At 71.5% G+C, this 21,770-nt stretch carries 15 protein-coding genes; 11 read left to right on the forward strand and 4 right to left on the reverse strand.

Going from position 1 to position 21,770, the window contains the following annotated elements; genetic code table 11:
- Positions 1–11: 11 nt before the first annotated feature.
- Positions 12–1,115: an LLM class flavin-dependent oxidoreductase gene (locus FJ657_RS07530; protein WP_141163078.1), complete on the reverse strand. Its 1,104-nt coding sequence runs from the start codon at positions 1,113–1,115 to the stop codon at positions 12–14.
- 196 nt (positions 1,116–1,311) lie between these two features.
- Here FJ657_RS07530 and FJ657_RS07535 point away from each other — a divergent pair, with 196 nt between their 5' ends.
- The 5 genes from FJ657_RS07535 (at position 1,312) to FJ657_RS07555 (ending at position 7,087) form a co-directional block, all read left to right on the forward strand.
- Complete coding sequence (locus tag FJ657_RS07535; protein WP_141163079.1) at positions 1,312–2,550, forward strand: LLM class flavin-dependent oxidoreductase; 1,239 nt, start codon at positions 1,312–1,314, stop codon at positions 2,548–2,550.
- On the forward strand, positions 2,547–3,917 hold the full coding sequence (locus FJ657_RS07540; protein ID WP_141163080.1) for an NtaA/DmoA family FMN-dependent monooxygenase: 1,371 nt from the start codon (positions 2,547–2,549) through the stop codon (positions 3,915–3,917). Before FJ657_RS07535 ends, FJ657_RS07540 begins: the two co-directional genes overlap by 4 nt.
- On the forward strand, positions 3,914–4,783 hold the full coding sequence (locus tag FJ657_RS07545; RefSeq protein WP_141163081.1) for a DUF1684 domain-containing protein: 870 nt from the start codon (positions 3,914–3,916) through the stop codon (positions 4,781–4,783). The genes FJ657_RS07540 and FJ657_RS07545 overlap by 4 nt, the downstream gene beginning before the upstream one ends.
- 1 nt (position 4,784) lies before the next feature.
- Positions 4,785–5,864 carry an LLM class flavin-dependent oxidoreductase gene (locus FJ657_RS07550; protein WP_141163082.1) on the forward strand — a complete coding sequence of 360 codons (1,080 nt, stop codon included), beginning with the start codon at positions 4,785–4,787 and terminating at the stop codon, positions 5,862–5,864.
- A 104-nt stretch (positions 5,865–5,968) separates the two neighbouring features.
- Entirely contained in the window at positions 5,969–7,087 is a 1,119-nt protein-coding gene (locus FJ657_RS07555; protein ID WP_255447203.1) for an FAD-dependent oxidoreductase, read from the forward strand.
- Positions 7,088–7,286: 199 nt separating this feature from the next.
- Here FJ657_RS07555 and gnd read toward each other — a convergent pair whose 3' ends face one another.
- A complete protein-coding gene (gnd, locus tag FJ657_RS07560; protein ID WP_141163084.1) occupies positions 7,287–8,738 on the reverse strand; it encodes an NADP-dependent phosphogluconate dehydrogenase in 1,452 nt (483 codons plus the stop codon).
- Between the two features lie 173 nt (positions 8,739–8,911).
- Here gnd and FJ657_RS07565 point away from each other — a divergent pair, with 173 nt between their 5' ends.
- Entirely contained in the window at positions 8,912–9,952 is a 1,041-nt protein-coding gene (locus FJ657_RS07565; RefSeq protein ID WP_141163085.1) for a D-2-hydroxyacid dehydrogenase, read from the forward strand.
- A 206-nt stretch (positions 9,953–10,158) separates the two neighbouring features.
- Here the strand turns inward: FJ657_RS07565 and FJ657_RS07570 are convergent, their stop codons facing one another.
- A complete protein-coding gene (locus FJ657_RS07570; RefSeq protein WP_219995884.1) occupies positions 10,159–12,651 on the reverse strand; it encodes a LamG-like jellyroll fold domain-containing protein in 2,493 nt (830 codons plus the stop codon).
- A 295-nt stretch (positions 12,652–12,946) separates the two neighbouring features.
- Between FJ657_RS07570 and FJ657_RS07575 the strand changes: the two genes are divergently transcribed.
- The 4 genes from FJ657_RS07575 (at position 12,947) to mfd (ending at position 19,189) form a co-directional block, all read left to right on the forward strand.
- Positions 12,947–14,041, forward strand: a complete 1,095-nt coding sequence (locus tag FJ657_RS07575; protein WP_141163087.1) for a hypothetical protein — start codon at positions 12,947–12,949, stop codon at positions 14,039–14,041.
- 184 nt (positions 14,042–14,225) lie between these two features.
- Complete coding sequence (locus tag FJ657_RS07580) at positions 14,226–14,879, forward strand: 50S ribosomal protein L25/general stress protein Ctc (RefSeq protein WP_141163088.1); 654 nt, start codon at positions 14,226–14,228, stop codon at positions 14,877–14,879.
- A 41-nt stretch (positions 14,880–14,920) separates the two neighbouring features.
- On the forward strand, positions 14,921–15,505 hold the full coding sequence (pth, locus tag FJ657_RS07585; RefSeq protein WP_141163089.1) for an aminoacyl-tRNA hydrolase: 585 nt from the start codon (positions 14,921–14,923) through the stop codon (positions 15,503–15,505).
- Between the two features lie 72 nt (positions 15,506–15,577).
- Positions 15,578–19,189 (forward strand): transcription-repair coupling factor, encoded by a 3,612-nt coding sequence (mfd, locus tag FJ657_RS07590; RefSeq protein WP_141163090.1) that lies wholly within the window; start codon positions 15,578–15,580, stop codon positions 19,187–19,189.
- A gap of 57 nt (positions 19,190–19,246) precedes the next feature.
- Here the strand turns inward: mfd and FJ657_RS07595 are convergent, their stop codons facing one another.
- Positions 19,247–21,370 carry a RecQ family ATP-dependent DNA helicase gene (locus tag FJ657_RS07595; protein WP_141163091.1) on the reverse strand — a complete coding sequence of 708 codons (2,124 nt, stop codon included), beginning with the start codon at positions 21,368–21,370 and terminating at the stop codon, positions 19,247–19,249.
- A 120-nt stretch (positions 21,371–21,490) separates the two neighbouring features.
- Between FJ657_RS07595 and FJ657_RS07600 the strand changes: the two genes are divergently transcribed.
- The gene (locus tag FJ657_RS07600) at positions 21,491–21,721 is read left to right on the forward strand and encodes a hypothetical protein (RefSeq protein WP_141163092.1); all 231 of its coding nucleotides are present in this window, start codon (positions 21,491–21,493) and stop codon (positions 21,719–21,721) included.
- Positions 21,722–21,770 lie beyond the last annotated feature (49 nt).

A 21,770-nucleotide genomic window follows, 5' to 3' on the forward strand; every position in this document is an offset into this window, starting at 1 on the left:
GCCGCGTCGGGTCAGTTCGCCGCGACGACGCGGGCGTCGAACGAGGGGTCGGCGGCGGCGACGCGCGAGTTCCAGCCGAGCCGCGGCGCGACCAGCCCGACGACGTCGGCGAGGATCTGCTCGTAGTCGTCCTGCGAGAACTCGTAGGGCAGTTCGAGCCGCAGCTCGTCGACCTGGGCGAGCAGCGGATCGGCGAGCAGCCGGGCCACGATCTCCTCGGCCGAGCCGACGAGGTCGGGCGCGAAGAGCGTGTTCTTCGGTCCGTGTCCGCGACCCAACCGCGGCAGGCGGGCGCGCGCGTAGTCGCGGTAGCGCTCGCGCGCCGCACGATCGGCGCCGTCGATCGGCACGATCACCCGGCCCAGCGCGACCCGGCGTGATGCGGCCGTCGGCGCATCCACGACGCCCTCCTCCGCCGCGGCGGCGAGCGTCGTGCGGTAGCGGGCGAGCAGCGCAGTCTGGGCCGAGATGAAGTCGTCGGTGCCCTCGCCGCTGATGACGTTGCCGATGAGGATGCTGCGCCCCGCGCGGGCCGCCCACTCGATCGACGCGAGCGACCCGCCGCCGTACCAGACGCGGTCGGCGAGGCCGGGGCTGAAGGGCTGCACGCGCGGCCGCTGCACGTTGCCGGGGGAGTGGATCACGGTATCGGCGTCGCCGAAGAAGGCGCCGGAGAGGTGGTGGATGAGCCGCTCGGCCCGCCCGTGCGAGAAGTCCCAGCTGCGCCAGTCGCCCTCGAAGACCTCGTCGCCGATCAGCTCGGCGTGCGGCGGGAGACCCGCGCTCACCCCGATCTGGAGGCGACCGCCCGAGAGCACGTCGGCGACCGCGAGATCCTCGGCGAGCCGGAACGGCGTCTCGTAGCCGAGCGGGATCACGGCGGTGCCGAGCTGGATGCGGCGGGTGCGCTGCCCTGCGGCGGCCAGGAAGACGGCCGCGCTCGAGACCCCGTGCTCGAGATGACGCTGCCGGATCCAGGCGCCGTCGAGTCCGAGGCTCTCGCCGAACTCGAACAGGCGCAGCGTCGCCTCGAGTCCCTCACGCGGCCGGTCGTCGTCGAAGTTGCCGGGGGTGAGGAAGTGCAGGGCCTGGAGGGAGGGCCGGTCGGAGGTCATGGCGGCACGGTAGTTGCGCGCCGTGCCGCACCCCAGAACGGGTGACCGTGTTCGACGCCGTTCGACGCCGCGTGACGTCGTGCGTCGTCATCTGACGCTCTCTGACCGACTGTTACGCCGACCGGTTGGCGCGCCGCGACGACGGGGACAGGGTGAGAGGCCCGACCGCCGTTTCACGAGAGCACGAGGAGCGCACATGCCCCGACCACTGCACCTGGGCGTCGCCCTCGACGGCGCCGGCTGGCATCCGCAGGCGTGGCGCACGAGCGACCTCGCCGCCGGCGAGCTGTTCACCGCCGCTTACTGGACCCGGCTCGCCCGCCGAGCCGACGAGGCCCGGCTCGACCTGCTGACGATCGAGGACGCCTTCGCGCAGCAGACCGCGGCGCCGTTCACGCCCGATGACCGCCGCGATCAGGTGCGCGGCCGGCTCGACGCCGGCATCATCGCCTCCTTCCTCGCGCCGCTGACCCGCTCGATCGGTCTCGTGCCGACGCTGAGCACGACCCACAGCGAGCCCTTCCACCTCGCCACCGCGGTGCAGACGCTCGACTACGCCAGCCGGGGGAGGGCCGGGTGGCGCCCCAAGGTCTCCGCCGACCCGCGCGAGGCACGCCAGTTCGGCCGCCGCGACATCCCGGCGCCCGACTTCGCGCGCTTCCAGGATCCGACGAACCCGCTGCTGCTCGAGCTCTTCGGCGAGGCCGCCGAGGTGATCGAGGCCGGGCGACAGCTCTGGGACAGCTGGCAGGACGACGCGATCATCCGCGACGTCGCCACCGGCCGGTTCATCGACCGCGACCGCGTGCACCGCATCGGCTTCGAGGGCGAGCACTTCAGCGTCGAGAGCGCGTCGATCATGCCGCGCTCGCCGCAGGGCCAGCCGCTCGTCACCGTGCTCGCCCACGCCCGCATCCCCTACGAGCTCGCCGCCGGCGGCGCCGACGTGGTCTACGTCACGCCGCACGACGAGGCGGATGCGGTGCGCATCCTCGGCGAGGTCCGCGAGGCCGAGCGCGCGGTCGGCCGCGCGGACCGCATCCACCTCGACCGTCCCCTCGAGGTGTGGGCGGATGCGGTGGTGCTGCTCGACGACAGCGTCGACGCCGCGCGCGCCGCCCTCGCCGAGCTGGAGCAGTTCGACGGCGCCGCCTTCACCTCCGACGCGCTCATCCACGCCGGGACCGCCGAGAGCCTCGCCGAGCAGCTGCTCGCGTGGCAGCGGCTCGGCTACGACGGCGTCCGCCTGCGTCCGGCCCGTCTTCCCGCCGACCTCGACCGCATCGCCGACGACCTCGTGCCGCTGCTGCGCGACGCCGGCGTGCTCGATCGGCCCGACGCCACGACCCTGCGCGGCCGGCTCGGCCTGTCGCGTCCCGCCAGCCGCTACGCGACCGACCACAGTTCCCCCGAGCTCGAGGAGCAGTCCGCATGACCGCCGAACGCCGCCAGGTGCACCTCGCCGCCCACTTCCCGGGCGTCAACTCGACGACCGTCTGGAGCGATCCGACCGCGCAGAGCCAGGTCGAGTTCTCGTCGTTCGAGCACTTCGCCCGCACCGCTGAGCGCGGCTTCTTCGACTACCTCTTCCTCGCCGAGGGGCTGCGGCTGCGTGAGCACCGGGGCGAGATCCACGACCTCGACGTCGTCGGCCGGCCGAACACGCTCGGCATCCTCGCCGCTGTCGCCGCCGTGACCCGCCACATCGGCGTCGTCGGCACGCTCAGCTCCACGTTCAACGAGCCGGCCGAGCTCGCCCGCCAGCTCGCGACGCTCGACCACCTCTCCGGCGGTCGCGCCGGCTGGAACGTCGTGACGAGCTCCGACGCCTTCCACGGCGGCAACTTCCGTCGCGGGGGCTTCCTGCCGCATCCCGAGCGCTACGAGCGGGCGAGCGAGTTCGTCGCCCTCGCGAAGAAGCTCTGGGACAGCTGGGATGACGACGCCGTGCTCGGCGACGCCGCGGCAGGCGAGTTCCTGCGTGCGGGCGCCGTGCACGACGTGCGGCATCGCGGCAAGCACTTCGACGTCGACGCGCGGTCGACCGTGCCGCGCAGCCCGCAGGGGCGTCCGATCATCGTGCAGGCCGGCGATTCGCCCGACGGCCGCGACTTCGCCGCCGAGCACGCCGAGGTGATCTTCTCCCGTCACGCCGAGTTCGACGACGGGCGGCGGTTCTACTCCGACGTCAAGGGCCGCCTAGCCGGGCGCGGACGCAGCGAGGACTCGCTGCTCATCCTGCCTGCCGTGTCGTTCGTGCTCGGCGACAGCCCGGCCGATGCCGAGGAGAAGGCCCGCGAGATCTCGCTGCAGCAGATCAGCAAGCCGACCGCGATCACCTTCCTCGAGCAGGTCTGGAACCGCGACCTCAGCGCCTACGACGCCGACGGCCCGCTGCCCGAGGTCGACCCCGACCCGGGCGAGCAGATCACCCGCGGATGGGCGCGCGCCTTCGAGGAGAACCAAGCCAAGATCGCCGCGTGGCGGGCCAAGGCCGACGCCGAGAAGCTCAGCATCCGCCAGCTCGTCATCGCCGTCGCCAACCGGCACGGCTTCGTCGGCACGGCGGCGCACGTCGCCAGCGAGATCGACCGCTACGTGCAGAACCGCGCCAGCGACGGCTTCGTCGTGGTCGGGCACCTCACCCCGCACGGCCTCGACGAGTTCGCCGACGCCGTCATCCCCGAGCTGCAGGAGCGCGGCGTCTACCGCACCGAATACGCCGAGGGCGCGACCCTGCGCGAGAACCTCGGGCTGCCGGCTCCCCACCGCCTGACCGATCAGATCGGAGCCACCGCATGACCATCACCGAGCCCACCCCCGCCGTCGCCGCGGCCACGCCGACCTCGGCCGGCTTCGACCGCCGCGCGATCGACCGCGCCGGCTTCGCCCGCGAGTGGGCCGACTGGCACGCCGCGCACGAGGCTCAGCGGGCGAGCGAGCACGGCTTCCTCGCGGTGACGGGACTGCATTGGCTGGGCGCCGAACCGCAGCGGATCGACGGGATCCCCGGTCGCTGGAGCACCTCCGACGCCGGTCCGGTCGTCGAGCTCGCCGACGGCGAGACGCTGCAGCGCGACGGCGCCACCGTCAGCGGTCGCGTCGAGCTCGGCCCGCTCGCCGAGCGCACCGGCGTCGACCTCGTTCACGGCGACATCGTGATCGAGGTTGCCCGCCGTGGCGGCAACGACATCGTGCGCCCGCGCGACCCCGCCTACCCGCTGCGCGTGAACCACGCCGGCACCCCTGTCTACCCGCCGAACCCGCGCTGGCTCGCCGCCGGGCGCTTCGTCGCCTACGACGCCCCGCGCGAGGTCACCGTCGGCGCCGCCGTCGAAGGACTCGAGCACGTCGACGCCGCGCCGGGAGAGATCGAGTTCGAGCTGCAGGGCGAGACCTTCCGGCTCGTGGCCTTCGACGGCAAGTCGCCCGGCGACCTGCTCGTGCTGTTCACGGATGCGACCAGCGGCATCACGACCTACGCCGCCAACCGCTCGCTCGCGGTCGCCGCGCCCGACGCCGAAGGCCGCGTGCTGCTCGACTTCAACCGGGCCGTCAACCTGCCCTGCGCCTACACCGACTTCGCGACGTGTCCGCTGCCGCCCGCCGGCAACCGCCTCCCCGTCGGCGTCGAAGCCGGTGAGAAGACCCCGACAGAGCGGGGCTGACGTGCGCTTCCAGGTTCTCGACATCGTCCCCTACCGCCCCGACCCGATCACCGGCCGGCAGTCGACTCCCGCCGACCGGCTCGACGAGACGCTGCAGGTCGCCGTCGCGGCCGAGCGGCTCGGCTTCGACTCCGTCGCCGTAGGGGAACGGCACGCCGGACCGTTCCTCTCCTCCTCGCCGACCGTGCTGCTCGGAGCGATCGCCGCATCCACCTCGACCATCCGGCTGCAGACCGGAGTGACCGTGCTGCCGGTGCTCGACCCGGTGCGCGTCGCCGAGGACTACGCCACGATCGACCAGCTCAGCCGCGGCCGGCTCGAGCTGACGATCGGCAAGGGCAACGAGCTGCAGCAGTTCCCACTGTTCGGGCTCGAGATCGACGATCAGTGGGAGCTGCTCGCCGAGAAGTACACGGTGCTGAGACGGCTCTGGGGTGACGAGGAGGTGACGATCCCCGCGGGCGAGTTCGTGCGCGAGCTGCGTGGCGTCACCACGCTGCCGCGCCCCTACGCCGGCGCCCCGCGCATCTGGCACGGCTCGGCGACGACCCTGTTCTCGTCCGGCCTCGCGGCCAAGCACGGCGATCCGCTGTTCAGCGCCAACGCGATCCAGCCGCTGCGCAACTACGCCGTGCTCATCGAGCACTACCGCAGCGAGTTCGCGCGGCACGGGCACGACCCCGCCGGCGCCTACGTCGGCGCCGGGGCCGGAGCGCTGTTCATCGCCGACACGACGCAGCAGGCGCGCGACCTCTACGGTCCGGTCTACGAGGCGATCGTCGCCGCGTCGAACGTGCCCGGCAACACGACGCCGTTCCGCGACATCGATCACGCGATCGCCGAGGGGCCCGCGCTGGTCGGCAGCCCGCAGCAGGTGGTCGACAAGATCGCGCGGTTCCACGAGCTGTACCGCCACGACCTGCAGTCGATCGGCATCCCGACCGCCGTCGAGTTCCCGCATCAGCTCGAGATCCTCGGGCGCTTCGCGACCGAGGTCATCCCGGCGCTGCGCGACCGCTTCCCGACCACTCTCTGGTCGTCGGCCGACGCGGGCGCCCGCCGGCATCTCGCCGCCGCCTGACCCCGCGCCCCGGCACGACGGCGGCGCGAAGAACCGGCAGCGCGTCCACCCCTACGGTTGAACAGGATGCGCGACCCGAGCGCATGCGGAAGGAGCGCGCGAGCGTGAGTCAGGTCGATGTCGTCGTGATCGGTGCCGGGGCGATGGGCTCCGCGACCGCGTGGAACCTCGCCAGGGCCGGACGCTCGGTGATCGTGCTCGAGCAGCACCCCGTCGGCCACACGCTCGGCGCTTCGCACGGCGCGACGCGCAACATCAGCGCCGCGTACCCGCAGGCCGACTATCAGGCGCTGCTCACCGAGACCCGTGAGCTGTGGACCGAGCTCGAGCAGCAGTCGGACACGCAGCTGATCGACTGGGTCGGCGTCGTGCAGCACGGCGGAGCGGAGACCGACCTCATGGCGCTGCGCGAGGTGCAGCACGCGAACGGCGTGCGCAGCGAGATCCTCGCGCCCGACGAGGCGGCGGCGCGCTGGCGCGGACTGCGCTTCACGAGCCCGGTGCTGCACACGCTCGACGCCGGCCGGGTGCGCGCGGCCGAGGCGCTGCGAGTGCTGCGCGAGCAGGCCGAGGCGCTGGGCGCCGAGTTCCGGTATGACACCCCCGTGCGCGCGCTCGAGCTCGACGCGACCGGAGCCCCGGTCATCCACACGGATGCGGAGATCCTCCGGCCGGCGCAGGTCGTCGTGACCGCCGGCGCCTGGACGTCGACGATCGTGCCCGCCGCGCTCGCTGACGCTCTGCCTCCGCTGCGCGTCACCCAGGAGCAGCCCGCTCATTTCGCCGTGCGCGCCGATTTCGCCGACGCCGTCTGGCCGAGCTTCATGCAGCAGCCGCAGCCGGGGGAGCGCGACGCCTTCTGGTACTCGCCGATCTACGGCATGCTCACGCCGGGCGAGGGCATCAAGGTCGGCTGGCACGGCGTCGGCGCCGAGGTCGACCCCGACCGCCGCGACTTCCTCGCCGAGCCGGTGCAGCTGGATGCGCTGCGCCGCTATGTGCGCGAGTGGATCCCGGGTGCCGATCCCGACGACCTCGTCGCGATCAGCTGCACCTACACGACGACGCCGAGCGAGGACTTCGTGCTGGATCGCCGCGGCGCCGTCACGATCGGCGCCGGCTTCTCAGGCCACGGCTTCAAGTTCACGCCCGCGATCGGCCGCGTGCTCGCCGACCTCACCCGCGGCATCCCCGCTCCCGAGCGCTTCCGCCTACCCGCCTGACTCGCCGCTCGCGCCCGATCCCCGCCACGCGTCGGCGGGGTGCTCGAGTTGCCCACTTCCGCGGTGTGTCACCGGCGGCACGCCGCGGAAGTGGGCGACTCACCGCACCGCAGCGACGAATGACGCGGGTGCAGGAGACGCAGAAGGCCGAGACATCCCGGAGGACGCCGCGGCCTTCAGCGCGCGGGTGCGAGCGCGATCAGTGCGCGTCGACCGCCGAGATCTCGCTCCGGTCGCCCGACCACAGGGTGTGGAAGGTGCCGTCCTTATCGATGCGCTTGTACGTGTGCGCGCCAAAGAAGTCGCGCTGGCCCTGGATCAGCGCGGCCGGCAGGCGGTCGGCGCGGATGCCGTCGTAGTAGGCGAGCGACGACGAGAACGCCGGCGTCGGGATGCCCGCCTGCACGGCGTGCACGACGACGCGACGCCAGGCCTCCTGCGCACCCTCGACCGCATCGCGGAAGTACGGCGCGAGCACGAGCGCTACGAGGGAGGAGTCCTCCTCGTAGGCGTCGGAGATGCGGTTGAGGAACTGGGCGCGGATGATGCAGCCCGCGCGCCAGATCTTCGCGATGTCGCCCTTCTTGATGTCCCAGCCGTACTGCTCGGCGCCGGCGACGATCGCGTCGAAGCCCTGGCTGTAGGCGATGATCTTCGAGGCGTAGAGCGCGCGGCGCACGTCCTCGATGAAGGCGGCTTCGTCATCCACCGACACGGTCGTCGACGGGCCCGGCAGCGACGACGCGCCGGCGCGCTGCGCAGGCTTCGACGACAGCGAGCGGGCGAACACGGCCTCGGCGATGCCCGAGACGGGGATGCCCAGGTCGAGCGCCGTCTGCACGGTCCAGGCGCCGGTGCCCTTGGCTCCGGCGGCGTCGAGGATGACGTCGACGAGCGGCGTGCCGGTCTCGGCGTCGTTCTGGCGCAGCACCTCGGCGGTGATCTCGATGAGGTACGACTCGAGCTCGCCGGTGTTCCACTCGGCGAAGATGTCGGCGATCTCGGCCGGGCTCTTGCCGGTGCCGCGGCGGATGAGGTCGTACGCCTCGCCGATCAGCTGCATGTCGACGTACTCGATGCCGTTGTGGATCATCTTGACGAAGTGGCCGGCGCCGTCGTGGCCGACGTGGGTGACGCAGGGCTCGCCCTCGGCGACCGCGGCGATCGACTTGAGGATCGGGCCGAGGGTGACCCAGGACTCGTCCGAGCCGCCGGGCATGATCGAGGGGCCGTTGAGGGCGCCCTCCTCGCCGCCGGAGATGCCCGCGCCGACGAAGTTGATGCCGGTCTCGCGCACGGCCTTCTCGCGACGGATCGTGTCGGTGAAGAGCGCGTTGCCGCCGTCGACGATGATGTCGCCGGGCTCGAAGACCTTGACGAGCTCGTCGATCACGGCGTCGGTGCCGCGACCGGCCTGCACCATGATGATCGCGGCGCGCGGCTTCTGCAGCGACGCGGCGAACTCCTCGTAGGTCGAAGCGGGCACGAAGCCGGCTTCGGGGTGCTCGTCGAGCACGGTCTGCGTCTTCTCGTACGAGCGGTTGAAGATCGCGACGGTGTTGCCCTCGCGGCTGGCCAGGTTGCGGGCGAGGTTCGATCCCATCACCGCCATCCCGACGACTCCGATGTTGGCCTGGGGGCTGTCCGACACGTGCTTCTCCTGTGTTCGACGAGGGGGTTGCTCCCAGGTTATCGCTCACGGCGCGTCGCCTGCCGCGCGCGGACGAGGCTCGCATCCGGCGCTCGGCGGCGCCCGTCGTGGCGCCCCTCGTGGCGGCTGCTCCCGCTCGGCGGCGCACAGCGCCCGGCTGGCAGGATCGACGCGTGACCCAGAGCCTCCGCGTCGTCATCGCCACTCCGCTCAGCGACGAGAACGTCGCCCTGCTGCGTCGTCTCGAGCCGCGACTCGAGATCGCGCACCGCCCCGAGCTGATGGCGCCGGCGACGGCCGACTGGATGGTGCGGCTCGACCGCGACGCCGCGCAGCAGCGGGAGTACGACGCCTACCTCGACGGCGGCGAGGCCTTCTTCGGCGTGCCCGACCAGTCGGGCACGGCCCTGCGCGCGGCGATCGAGCGCAACCCGCGGCTGCGCTGGGTGCACACGATCCCGGCCGGCGGCGGCGCGCAGATCAAGTCGGCGAAGCTCGACGACGCCGCGCTCGGGCGGCTGACCTTCACGACCTCCGCCGGCGTGCACGCGCAGCCGCTCGCCGAGTTCGCGCTGTTCGGCGTGCTGGCCGGCACGAAGCAGCTCAGCCGCCTGCGGGCGGCGCAGAGCCGACACGAGTGGGCCGGGCGCGAGGCCATGCGACTCAACTCCGAGACGACCGTCGCGGTCGTCGGCCTCGGCTCGATCGGCCGCCGCACCGCCGAGCTGCTCGCGGGCCTCGGCATGACCGTGATCGGCGTGCACCGCCGAGAGGTCGACGCGCCCGGCGTGAGCCGCATCGAGCCGGTCGAGAACCTGGCCGCGGTGCTGGCCGAGGTGGATGCGGTGGTGCTCGCCCTGCCCGGCACGGAGCAGACGGCCGGGATGCTGAGCCGCGCCGCGCTCGACGCCGCGAAGCCGGGGCTGATCGTCGTCAACGTCGGCCGCGGCACGACCGTCGACGAGCCGGCGCTGATCGACCATCTGGGCGAGGGCGGCAACGTCGGCGCCGCGGTGCTGGATGTGACCGCGGTCGAGCCGCTGCCCGCATCCAGCCCGCTGTGGGATCTCGAGAACGTGGTGATCGCGCCGCACACGGCCGCGATCAACGAGAACGAGCCGCGCCTGATCACGGAGCTCTTCGCCGAGAACGCCCGCCGTCTGCTCGACGGCGAGCCCCTGCTCAACGTCGTCAACACGCACGAGTTCTACTGACCGAACGGCTGCAGGATCGCGGCGATCTTCGCGGCGCCGCGCGATATCGCGCGGCGAGACCAGGATCGCCGCGCGATCCTCCGCTCACGCTGGAGTCCAGCGCACGCAGAACGGCGGGGCCGCGACCGGAGTCATCCGATCGCGGCCCCGCCGCCGTGTTCGGGATGCGCGGAGCCACCCGAAGAGTCCCGCGCATCCCAGCCGGTTCAGCCCTTCGCGAGCTGCGCCACCTCGTCGGCCGACAGTGCGCGGTCGAAGACGCGCACGCCGTCCACGGCTCCGTCGAGGTAGTCGACGGGCTTGCCGTCGTACTTGCCCCGGCCGATCTGCAGACCGCCGGTCGCGGTGTCGCTGTTGCCGAGCACCGAGACCGAGCCGGCGGCGGCGCCGTCGACGTAGATCGTCAGCTTCGACGCGGTGATGTCGCGCACGCCGACCAGGTGGTACCAGCGGTTCGCCTCGACGTTCACGCCGGTGGCGAGAGCGCGCGCTCCGGCGAAGGAGAACGCGAGCTTCTTGTCAGCACCGGAGTACTGCAGGAAGAACGAGCTCACCGTGTCGCCGTCTTCGCTCACGACCGTCTGGAACGCATCCCCGACCTGGTCGAACTTGACCCACGCCGAGACCGAGTAGTTGCGGTCGGTCGTCTTCAGCACGGTCTTGGCGGTGTCGGCCCACTGGGTCGATCCGTCGAGTTGCAGCGCGGTGCCGGTGGCTCCGTCACGAGCCGGGACCCGGGTGGCGTCGCCGTGGATCGTCAGCGGGTTCTTGCCCACCGAGTCTGCCGCGGTCGTGCCGGAGGCCTCGTCGAAGCCCCAGGCGCCGACGCCGGCGAGTCCGGGCGTGCCGGCCGGGGGAGCGGGCGGGGTCTTGTCGCCCGCCGCGATCACTTGCTGGTTGATCTCCCGAACGCGCTGCTCGTTCACCTTCTCGACCTTGCGGTCGTAGGTGAAGAAGCCGTTCTGCTCGCCCTCGACATCCGTGATCTGGGTGTAGACGGCGCCCGACAGGCCGTAGGGGGCTCCCTGGTCGCGCAGCACCTTCGTGTTGGCGACGTAGCCGTCGTTCAGCTCCTTCTTGTCCTTGACCGAGCCGTAGGGGTTGATCGGGGCGCCGGGCCAGGTGTGGCCCTCGATGGTCAGCGTCAGACCGCCGTGCTCGCCGTCGATGGATGCGCGCTTCGCGTCCGGTGCGGGAAGCGCCGGTCCCTGGTACTGGTGCCAGTCGATGATGTCGCCCGTGCCCGGGTCACCGGGGGTGTCGCAGCAGTTCGCACCCGAGCGATCGTTGACGAGTCGCGTCGGGTCCTGCGCCTTCACCTGCGCGCCGACCTCCGAGGCGGCCTGCACGCTCCACTGACCCCATCCCTCGTTGAAGGGGATCCAGCCGATGATCGACGTGACGTTCTTGTGCTGGTCGATCATGCGCGCGGTCTCGGCGCGGAAGTTCGCCTTGTCGGCGTCGCTGAGGTTCGCGTTGCGTCCCGTCGGCAGCGCCGGCGAATCCTGCCAGACCATCATCCCGAGCTTGTCGGCCCAGTAGTACCAGCGGGCCGGCTCGACCTTGATGTGTTTGCGGATGGTGTTGAAGCCGAGGTCCTTGGTCTTCTGGATGTCGAACTTCAGCGCGTCGTCGGTCGGCGCCGTGTAGATGCCGTCGGGCCAGTAGCCCTGGTCGAGCGTCGACAGCAGGAACGTCGCCTTGTGGTTGAGCGTGATGCGCTGCTTGCCATTGACGTTCTCGACCGCGATCTCGCGCAGGCCCGCGTAGCTCTCGACCTTGTCGGTCTTCCCGTTCACCGTGAGCTTCGCCTGGAAGGTGTAGAGGAACGGGTCCTCCGGCGACCACAGGCGCGGCTTGGGCACCGAGATCGTCATGGGCCCGCCCGCGGCGCCCGTCGCGCTGGCGACCTTCTTGCCGTCGGCGAGCACATCCACCTTGAGCTTGCCGCCGACGGCGTCGCCGTTGAAGCCCGCCGTGATGGCGAACGACGAGGTGTCGACGTCGGGGGTGGCGGTGAAGCTGGCGATGCTGGCCGGCTGCACCGACTCGAGCCACACGGTCTGCCAGATGCCCGACGCGGCCGTGTAGAAGATGCCGCCGGGCTCGTTGCGCTGCTTGCCGACGGGGATGTTCGCCGAGTCCACGGGGGAGTGGACGGCGACGATGATCTCCTGCGGTCCCGACTTCTCCAGCGCGCTGGTGATGTCGATGCTGAAGGCGTCGTAGCCGCCGAGGTGGCGTCCGACCTGGCGGCCGTTGACGTAGACCGTGGCGTCGTAGTTGACGGCGCCGAAGTTGATGTTGACGTGCTTGCCGCCGTTGGTGAGGTTCTTGGGCACCTCGACCGTGCGGCGGTAGAACATGAACTCGGAGTGCTTCTGCACGCCCGAGAGCGCCGACTCGGTCGGGTACGGCACGAGGATCTGCCCGGTCAGGTCCTTGCCGATGGGCGGGGCGCTGTAGCCGTCGGTTCCGGCGTACTGCCACAGTCCGTTGAGATTGACCCACTCCGGGTTCGCGGCGGTGGGGCGCGCGAGCTGCGGTCGGGGGTAGTCGGGCAGCGCGTTCGTGGGCGACACCTTGTCGGTCCACGGCGTGCTGAGCGGCGGGGTGATGCCGCTCCAGGTCTTCGTCGGGGCGGCGTCCGCGGCGATGGCCGGAAGCCCGGCCAGTCCGATGGCGATGCCGGCGGTCACGAGTGCGCCGAGCGCGCGTGCGCCCCGCCCTCGCCTGTCGTTGGTGCGTCTCACTGCGATCTCCCTCGTCGTCGAGTGCGATGCGGCGACGGGGCGGCGAGCGGGATCGGGGGTCGACTCTCGCGCGGTCTCGCCCTCGACACCGCGTGATCATCGTTTCAAAAACCTGTCCGAAAAGCCAGGATCAGTTTCGAAAACGCGCGATTCTGATTCATCGTGACAGATTCCACCCCCGAATGGGGCACATGCGGCACAGTAGGCGCATGCTCGTCCACCGCCGGATAGGTCGCTGATCATGGCTCGATCACTGTCGTTGCTCATCGCCGCCGTCGCCTCGCTCGGCGGCGCGGCCCTCGCCCTGAGTCAGGGCGGAGTCGCCTACCGCACGCTCGTCACCTCGTTCGGCGGCGCCGGCACCGTGCCGTTCGGCGTGCTCGCCGTGGCCCTCACCCTCGTCGCCATCGGGGCGCTGCTGCACCTCGTCGCCTCCGCGACCGCCGGATGGTCGTCGCTCGGCGTCGTGGTCGTCGGCATCGTGCAGACCCTCGTCGGCCTGGCCGCCGTCGTGCTGCCGGCGCGGTTCGGCGGCCTCGACGGGCCGGCCAGTCCGGTGCAGGTGGCGGTGGGATGGATCTACGGCGTGCTGCCCGACCTCGGAACCGGGCTCTATCTCGCCCTGCCGACGGGACTCGTGCTCGTGATCGGGCTGGCGAACATCCTTCTCGGCATCGTCGCGACGCGCCGCCGTCGCGGCACGATCGCCTCGCCCGCTGTCGCCCGCATCGTCGCGGTCCTGCTCGCCCTGTTCGTCGCGCTCCCCGCCGCCGGACTCGTCGCCGCGGGCGGCTTCGCGAACTACGTGCAGACGCTCCAGGCGCTGCGCGGGCCGAGCCCCTGGGGCATCGCGCTGCTGACGGCGGGCGCCGCGCTCATCCTGGTCATCGTGCTCGCCGTGCGCTGGAGCTCGCTCGCGGCACTTCTCGGCGGCTTCCTGCTCATCGGCGCGAGCATCGCCTACCTGCTGCTGCCCGTCGGCATGCTCGCCCCGATCACCGCGCAACGGGGACTCCGCGACGCGGTCAGCGGCATCCAGACCTTCGCCTGGTCTGGCGCGTTCCTCATCCTCGGCTGCCTGCTGATCGGCGCCGGCATCGCCGGACGCGTCGCCGGGCGGGTCGGGGCGCGGCGCAGCAACTTCGTCGCCGCGCGTCCGGGCGCCGAAGGGGACGCACCGGCGCGACCGTGGGCGACCCCGGGCTACACGCCGATCGACGGCGGCGGGGCGGGCGGCGCTGCCGTCGCGGCGCCGGGGTACACGCCCGTCGACGGCGGCAGCCCGGACGCGCCGACCGCCGTCATCCTGCCCGGCGAGACCTCCGGTTCGCGATGATCCCGAGCCCCGGCTAGACTCCTGCGAGACCTCGGCGAGGGATGCGCGCATATGCCCGCATCCGTGATCGACGCGGTGAGCAAGGCCCCGGGCGCGACCCGCTGTGTTCTTCCTCACGTTGTCCTGCGTTCGAGTTGAAACCGCACACGATTCGGGTGAGAGCCCGATAAGGAGAACAACAGCCATGGCTGACGACAACAACAAGCTGGTCGCCGAAGAGCGCACCGAGTTCGGCAAGGGCGCTGCCCGCCGCATCCGCGCCGCCCACAAGATCCCCGCCGTGATCTACGGCCACGGCACCGAGCCGCGCCACATCAACCTGCCCGGTCACGAGACGGCGCTGATCCTGCGCAAGGCCAACGCCATCCTCGACCTCGACATCAACGGCGAGAGCCAGCTCGCCCTGGTCAAGGACGTGCAGAAGGACCCGGTGCGCCAGCTCGTCGAGCACATCGACCTCATCGTCGTGCGCCGTGGTGAGAAGGTCACCGTGGATGTGCCCGTGCACGTCGACGGCGAGTCGGCCCCCGGCACGATCATCGCGCTCGACGCGACCACCCTGTCGGTCGAGGTCGAGGCCACGCACATCCCCGAGAACCTGCACGTCAGCGCCGAAGGCCTCGAGGAGGGCACGCAGATCCTCGCGAAGGACGTCGAGCTGCCGAAGGGCGCGACGCTGCTCACCGACCCCGAGGTGCTCGTGGTCAACATCACGGTTCCCGCCGTCGTCGACCTGCCCGAGCCGGGCGAGGGCGAGGAGGGCGAGGCCGCTGAGGGCGACGCCGAGTCGACCGAGGGCGACGACGCCGCCGAGGCCGCCGAGGGCGACGCCGAGTAAGAGGCTCGCGCCTCTTCTCGCGTCTCGCGAAACAGTTCCGCATGAGTGATGCGTGGCTCGTGGTCGGGCTCGGCAACCCCGGGCCCGCCTACGCGGCCACGCGTCACAATGTGGGGCAGATGGCGGTCGACGACCTCGCCGACCGCATCGGCGCGAAGTTCTCGCGCCACAAGACCAACAGCGTCGTCGCCGAGGGATGGATTCGTCCCGGCGCGGCCAAGCTCATCGTGGCCAAGCCGCTGAGCTTCATGAACAACTCGGGCGGGCCGGTCTCGCAGCTGGCGAAGTTCTACTCGCTGCCCGCTGAGCGCGTCGTCGTGCTGCACGACGAGCTCGACCTGCCGTTCGACACCGTGCGCCTCAAGCAGGGCGGCGGTCACGGCGGGCACAACGGCCTGCGCGACATCATCTCGGCCCTCGGCACCCCTGAGTTTCTGCGCGTGCGCATCGGCATCGGCCGCCCGCCCGGCCGCCAGGACTCGGCCGACTTCGTGCTCAAGCCCTTCGCCTCGACCGAGCGCGCGTCCCTGCCGTCGCTGCTGACGGACGCGGTGGATGCGACCGAGCAGCTCGTCGACGACGGCCTGCTCGCCGCGCAGCAGCGCTGGCACGCGCCGCGCGCCTGAGCGCCGCTTCGCAGCTGAGCGCGAGCTCGTCGCCGTCGGCCAGTGTCGGCGGTGCCGCCTAAACTCGAACGAGTGGGTCTGCACGGTGTGATTCCGGCGCTTCAGCGCGCCCGTGGTTCGGCGTATCCGGTTTCGGATGCGGATCTCTCGCTCGTCGACGGCCTGCGCGCTCCGGTGCTCGGCGGCATCCTCGACCAGCTGTCGGCGGAGGGAGACCCGGGCAGCGGCGCGGCTAACGGCGCGACCGGCCCCGGCCGCGCGCTCCTCGCGATCACCGCGACGAGCCGCGAGTCCGAGCAGCTGCGCGCCGCGCTCGCGAGCTACCTGCCCGACGCCGAGATCCTGCCGTTCCCGGCCTGGGAGACGCTGCCGCACGAGCGCCTCAGTCCCAGCGCCGAGACGGTCGGAACCCGCCTCGCCTCGCTGCGCCGCATCCACCGCTGGGATCGCTCGCAGCACCTGATCCTCGTCGCGAGCGTGCGCGCCGCACTGCAGCCGCTCGCCCCGGGCCTCGACGTGCTCGAGCCGATCGTCCTCGAGCCGGGCGCCCGTGGCTTCGAGCTCAATCGGCTCTCGGCGCAGCTCGTCGAGCTCGCCTACAGCCGCGTCGATATGGTCACGCGCCGTGGCGAATTCGCCGTGCGCGGCGGCATCCTCGACGTCTTCCCGCCGGATGCCGACCACCCGCTGCGCGCGGAGTTCTTCGGCGACGAGGTCGAGCAGCTGCGCCTGTTCTCGGTCGCCGACCAGCGCTCGCTCGCCGAGAAGGTCGATCGCGTCGAGCTCGGCGCCGGCCGCGAGCTGCTGCTCACCGAGGATGTGCGGCAGCGGGCGCGCGAGCTCGAGCACGAGTTCCCGACCCTCGCGCCGATCCTGTCGAAGCTGGGGGAGGGTATCCCGGCCGAGGGCATGGAGGCGCTCGCCCCCGCGCTGCTGCCGAAGCTGCTCCCTCTGACCGACTACCTGCCGGCGGAGGCGACGGTCGCCGTGCTCTCGCCCGAGCGCATCGCGAGTCGTGCGAAAGACCTCGTCGACACGGATCGCGAGTTCCTCGACGCGGCCTGGAGCGCCGCGACCGCGGGCGCCGACGCTCCGATCGATCTCGGCCGGGCGTTCCGCGACGACCTCGCCGCGGGCAGCTTCCTCACCGTGAACGGCCTGCGCGAGGCCGCGGGCGCCGGTCGTCAGTGGCTGACGATCAGCCCCTTCGACGCGAACGACGACGAGGTGGTGCGCATCGCGGCGGATGCCGTGCCGAGCTTCGCCGGTCAGGCCACGGGCGCGGTCGAGCATGTCGCGGGCCTGCTGCGCGACGGCTGGCGCGTCGTGGTCGTCGCGGGCGGGCAGGGCCTGCTCGAGCGCGCCGCCGACGTGCTCGGTGAGGCGGGCGCGGCCGCGCGCATCCTCGACGCCGTCGACCCCGACCTCGAGACCGGCGTCGCGCAGCTCGTGCGCGGCTCGGTCGAGTCCGGCTTCCAGCTGCCCGACGCCAAGTTCGCGGTGATCGGAGAGGCCGAGTTCTACGGCCGCGCCGTCGGCATCGACTCCGGCCGCCCGCGCAAGCTCGCCGCCCGCCGCAAGGCCGTCGTCGACCCGCTGCAGCTGAAGCCCGGCGATTACGTCGTGCACGAGACGCACGGCATCGGCCGCTTCGTCGAGCTCATCCAGCGCGAGGTCGCCAGCGGCGTGCGCACCCCGCGCGGTCCGCTCGGCACGAGCGTCACGAACGCCAAGGTCAAGCGCGAGTACCTGGTGATCGAGTACGCGCCGTCGAAGCGCGGCCACCCCGGCGACCGGCTCAGCGTGCCCACCGATCAGCTCGACCAGCTCACCCGCTACGTCGGCGGCGAGGCGCCCGCGCTGAGCAAGATGGGCGGATCCGACTGGGCCGCCGCCAAGGGCAAGGCGCGCAAGGCCGTGCGCGACATCGCCGTCGAGCTGGTCAAGCTCTACAGCGCGCGCATGGCATCCAAGGGTCACGCCTTCGGCCCCGACACCCCGTGGCAGCACGAGCTCGAGGAGGCGTTCCCCTACATGGAGACGCCCGATCAGCTGAACGTGATCGACGAGGTCAAGGCCGACATGCGCCGCGAGATCCCGATGGACCGCCTCATCTCGGGCGACGTCGGCTACGGCAAGACCGAGATCGCGATCCGCGCCGCCTTCAAGGCCGTGCAAGACGGCAAGCAGGTCGCGATGCTCGTGCCGACCACGCTGCTCGTGCGTCAGCACATGGAGACCTTCGCGGAGCGCTTCGCCGGCTTCCCCGTGCACCTGCGGGCGCTGAGTCGCTTCCAGAGCGACAAGGAGACGAAGGAGACCATCGACGGCCTCCTCACCGGCGAGGTGGATGTCGTCATCGGCACCCACCGCATCCTCGGCGACAGCGTCAAGTTCAAGGATCTCGGCCTCGTCATCATCGACGAGGAGCAGCGCTTCGGCGTCGAGCACAAGGATGCGCTGAAGAAGCTCAAGACGAACGTCGACATCCTCGCGATGAGCGCCACGCCCATCCCGCGCACGCTCGAGATGGCGGTGACCGGCATCCGCGAGATGTCGACGCTCGCGACCCCGCCGGAGGATCGGCACCCGATCCTCACCTACGTCGGCGCGTACAGCGACAAGCAGGTCGCGGCCGCGATCCGCCGCGAGATGCTGCGCGAGGGCCAGGTCTTCTACGTGCACAACCGCGTGAAGTCGATCACCGGGCAGGCGGCGAAGATCGCCGAGCTCGTGCCCGAGGCGCGCATCGGCGTCGCCCACGGCCAGATGAGCGAGAGCCAGCTCGAGCAGGTCATCGTCGACTTCTGGGAGCGCAAGTACGACGTGCTCGTCACGACGACGATCATCGAGACCGGCATCGACATCGCCAACGCGAACACCCTGATCATCGACAAGGCCGACAAGTACGGGCTCTCGCAGCTGCACCAGATCCGCGGGCGCGTCGGCCGCGGCCGCGAGCGCGCCTACGCCTACTTCCTCTACGACGAGACGAAGCCGCTCAGTGAGACCGCGCAAGACCGGCTCGAGACGATCGCCGCGAACAACGAGCTCGGCGGCGGCATGCAGATCGCCCTGAAGGATCTAGAGATGCGCGGCGCCGGCAACCTGCTCGGCGGCGAGCAGTCGGGTCACATCGCGGGTGTCGGCTTCGACCTCTACCTGCGCATGATCGGCGAGGCGGTGTCGACCTTCCGCGGCGATGTCGCCGAGGGTCAGACCGAGCTGCGCCTCGAGCTGCCGGTGGATGCGCACATCCCCGAGACCTATGTCGAGAGCGAGCGCCTGCGTCTCGAGGCGTACCAGAAGCTGTCGACCGCGTCGGCGCCGGCTTCACCGGACGACGCGCTCGACACGGTCATCGAGGAGCTGACCGACCGCTACGGCGAGCCGCCCGCGGTCGTGCAGACGCTCGTCGCCGTGTCGCGCCTGCGCCGCGCCGCGCAGAAGGCCGGATTGTCGGATGTCGTCGCGATGGGCGGCAACCTGCGCATCGCCCCCGCCGATCTGCCCGACTCGCTGCAGGTGCGCCTGCAGCGCATGTACCCGGGCGCGCGGCTGTTCGCGGCGCAGCACGCGGTGTCGGTGCCGATGCCGGCGGACACGGTGGATGCCGACCTGGTCGCCTGGGTCGGCGCGCTGCTCGGCGCGATCTTCCCGCCGAAGTCGGGAGATGACGCATAGCGGGTCGCGCGAGAGCCGTCGGCCCGGTACGCGCAGCTGGCGGCTGAGCCCGTTCGCTCAGGCGCGCAGCGCGAGCGCGAACGGCATCACAGCCTCGGCGCCGGCATGCCGCAGCAGCCGCGCGGCGACGGTGAACGTCCAGCGCGAGTCGGCGACATCATCCACGAGCAGCACCGGGCCCGGATGCCCCTCCAGCTGCTCGCTCAGCGCCGCGCCGACCTGGAACGACGACCACACGCCGGCGAGTCGGAACGCGCTCGCTCCGCCGGCGCCGCTCGGCGGCGCTTCCGGCACGGCGTCGAGCTCGCCGAGGATCGGCAGCCGTCCGACGCGCGACAGCCCTTCCGCGAGCGAGCGGATCAGCTGCGGGCGTGAACGACTCGGCATCGTGACGATCCCGACGGGGCGGGCAGCCCATCCCCATTCCGCAAGCACCGACACGGCAGCGTCGAGCAGGGCCGGCGGCACCGGCGCATCCTCGTGCCCCGGCGCGAAGAGCTCGCGCAGCGGGCCGCCCCAGCCGAGGTCGGTGAGTCGGGCGACCGCGCGCCCCTCGTCGGGACGCTCCGCCGGGGCGATGTTGCCGCGCACGGGGATACCGCGCTCGCTCGCGCCGACCGGCCACTGCTTGCGCGGTTCGAGCGCGACGCCGGCGCGGCGCAGCGCGGCGTCGGCGGTCGATCGTCCGTCGCCGGCGACCTCGGCCGGGTACCAGGCGCCGGCGCAGAGGTCGCAGCGTCCGCAGGGCACCGCGCTGTCGTCGTCGAGGGCGTTCTGCAGGAATTCCATGCGGCAGCGGATCTGCTCGCTCACGCCCCGCGACTCGTAGGTCAACATGCTGTTCTGCTCGGCCTGCCGGGCTTCGGCGATGCGCCGGTAGCGTTCCTCGTCGTAGACCCAGGGGGAGCCCGTCGACACCCATCCGCCGCGCACACGGCGGACGGCGCCATCCACGTCGAGAACTTTCAACAGCAGTTCGAGTCGGCTGCGCTTCACGTCGACGAGCGCTTCGAGCGCGGGTGTGGAGGTCGGCTCGTCGAGCCGCAGTTCGGCCAGCACCGCTTCGGCGCGCTCGCGTGTAGGCATGCTGGTGGTGGCGAAGTACTCCCAGATCGCGCGGTCTTCGCTGCCGGGCAGCAGCAGCACGTCGGCGGAGTCGGTGGCGCGCCCGGCGCGTCCGACCTGCTGGTAGTAGGCGACGGGCGAACTGGGCGCGCCGAGGTGCAGCACGAAACCGAGGTCGGGCTTGTCGAAGCCCATGCCGAGCGCGCTGGTGGCGACGAGCGCCTTCACCTGGTTGTCCTTGAGCGCGGCCTCAGCCTGCTGCCGCTCGGCGGTCTCGGTCTGCCCGGTGTAGGCGAGCACCTCGTGCCCGGCCTGGCGCAGCAGCCGCGCGGTGTCCTCGGCGGCGGAGACCGTGAGCGTGTAGATGATGCCCGAGCCGGGCAGGTCGCCGAGGTGCTCGAGCAGCCAGCCGAGCCGGGTGGCCTGGTCGGGCAGCTCGAGCACGCCGAGCCGCAGCGAGCGGCGCGCGAGCGGTCCGCGGATGGTGAGCACGTCATCCGCCCCGCCCAGCTGCTCGACGACGTCGGTGACGACGCGCGAATTGGCGGTCGCGGTCGTCGCGAGCGCGGGGATGGATGCGGGCAGCTCGGCGACGAGGTCGCGCAGCCGCCGGTAGTCGGGCCGGAAGTCGTGCCCCCAGTCGGAGATGCAGTGCGCCTCGTCGATCACGAGCAGGCCGGTGCGCTCGATCAGCTGCGGCAGCTGCTCTTCGCGGAACTGCGGGTTGTTGAGCCGCTCGGGCGACACCAGCAGCACGTCGATGTCGTCGGCCGCGAGCCGCGCGCGCACGTCATCCCATTCGTGCTGATTGCTGGAGTCGATGGATGCGGCGCGAACCCCGGCCCGAGCCGCCGCCGCGACCTGGTCGCGCATCAGCGCCAAGAGAGGGGAGACGAGGATGGTCGGCCCGGCCCCGCGGCGCCGCAGCAGCAGCGTCGACACGAAGTACACGGCCGACTTGCCCCACCCGGTGCGCTGCACGACGAGCGCCCGCCGCCGATCGTCGACGAGCGCCGAGATCGCCTCGAACTGCCCCTCGTGGAAGTCGGCGTCATCCCGCTGCACCAGCTCCCGCAGCGCGTCGAGGGCGGCCCCGCGTGTCGTCGTCTCCGTCATGCCCCCAACGATGTCAGCACCGACCGACAGGGGCGCGCAGCGTCCCAGGCGGAGTCGAGCCGCGCGGCGCTCAAGGCGCGCCTACTGAGGATCGATTCGTTTGTCGGCGATGATCGCAGCATGGCCCGGATTCGATCGATCGAGCATGGAACCCAGAACGTCAAGGCTCATCCATCCGAGGTCGACTGCTTCGTTCAGGATTTCGAGGCCGCGGACGGAACTAAGCTGCTTCACCTGTCGACTTTCGGATCTTCCGATCGAGCGAGCCAGCCGAAGAGCAGTCAATCGATCCAGCTCGATCGGGAGCAGGCCATGGTCCTGCGCGACTGGATCGACAACGTGTTCGGGTGAGGCGATGTCGCCGGGTCGAACTAGTGTTCGGATCAAGAAGAGAGTCGGC

The organism is Schumannella soli, assembly GCF_006517435.1.
Classification (GTDB): Bacteria; Actinomycetota; Actinomycetes; order Actinomycetales; family Microbacteriaceae; genus Schumannella; species Schumannella soli.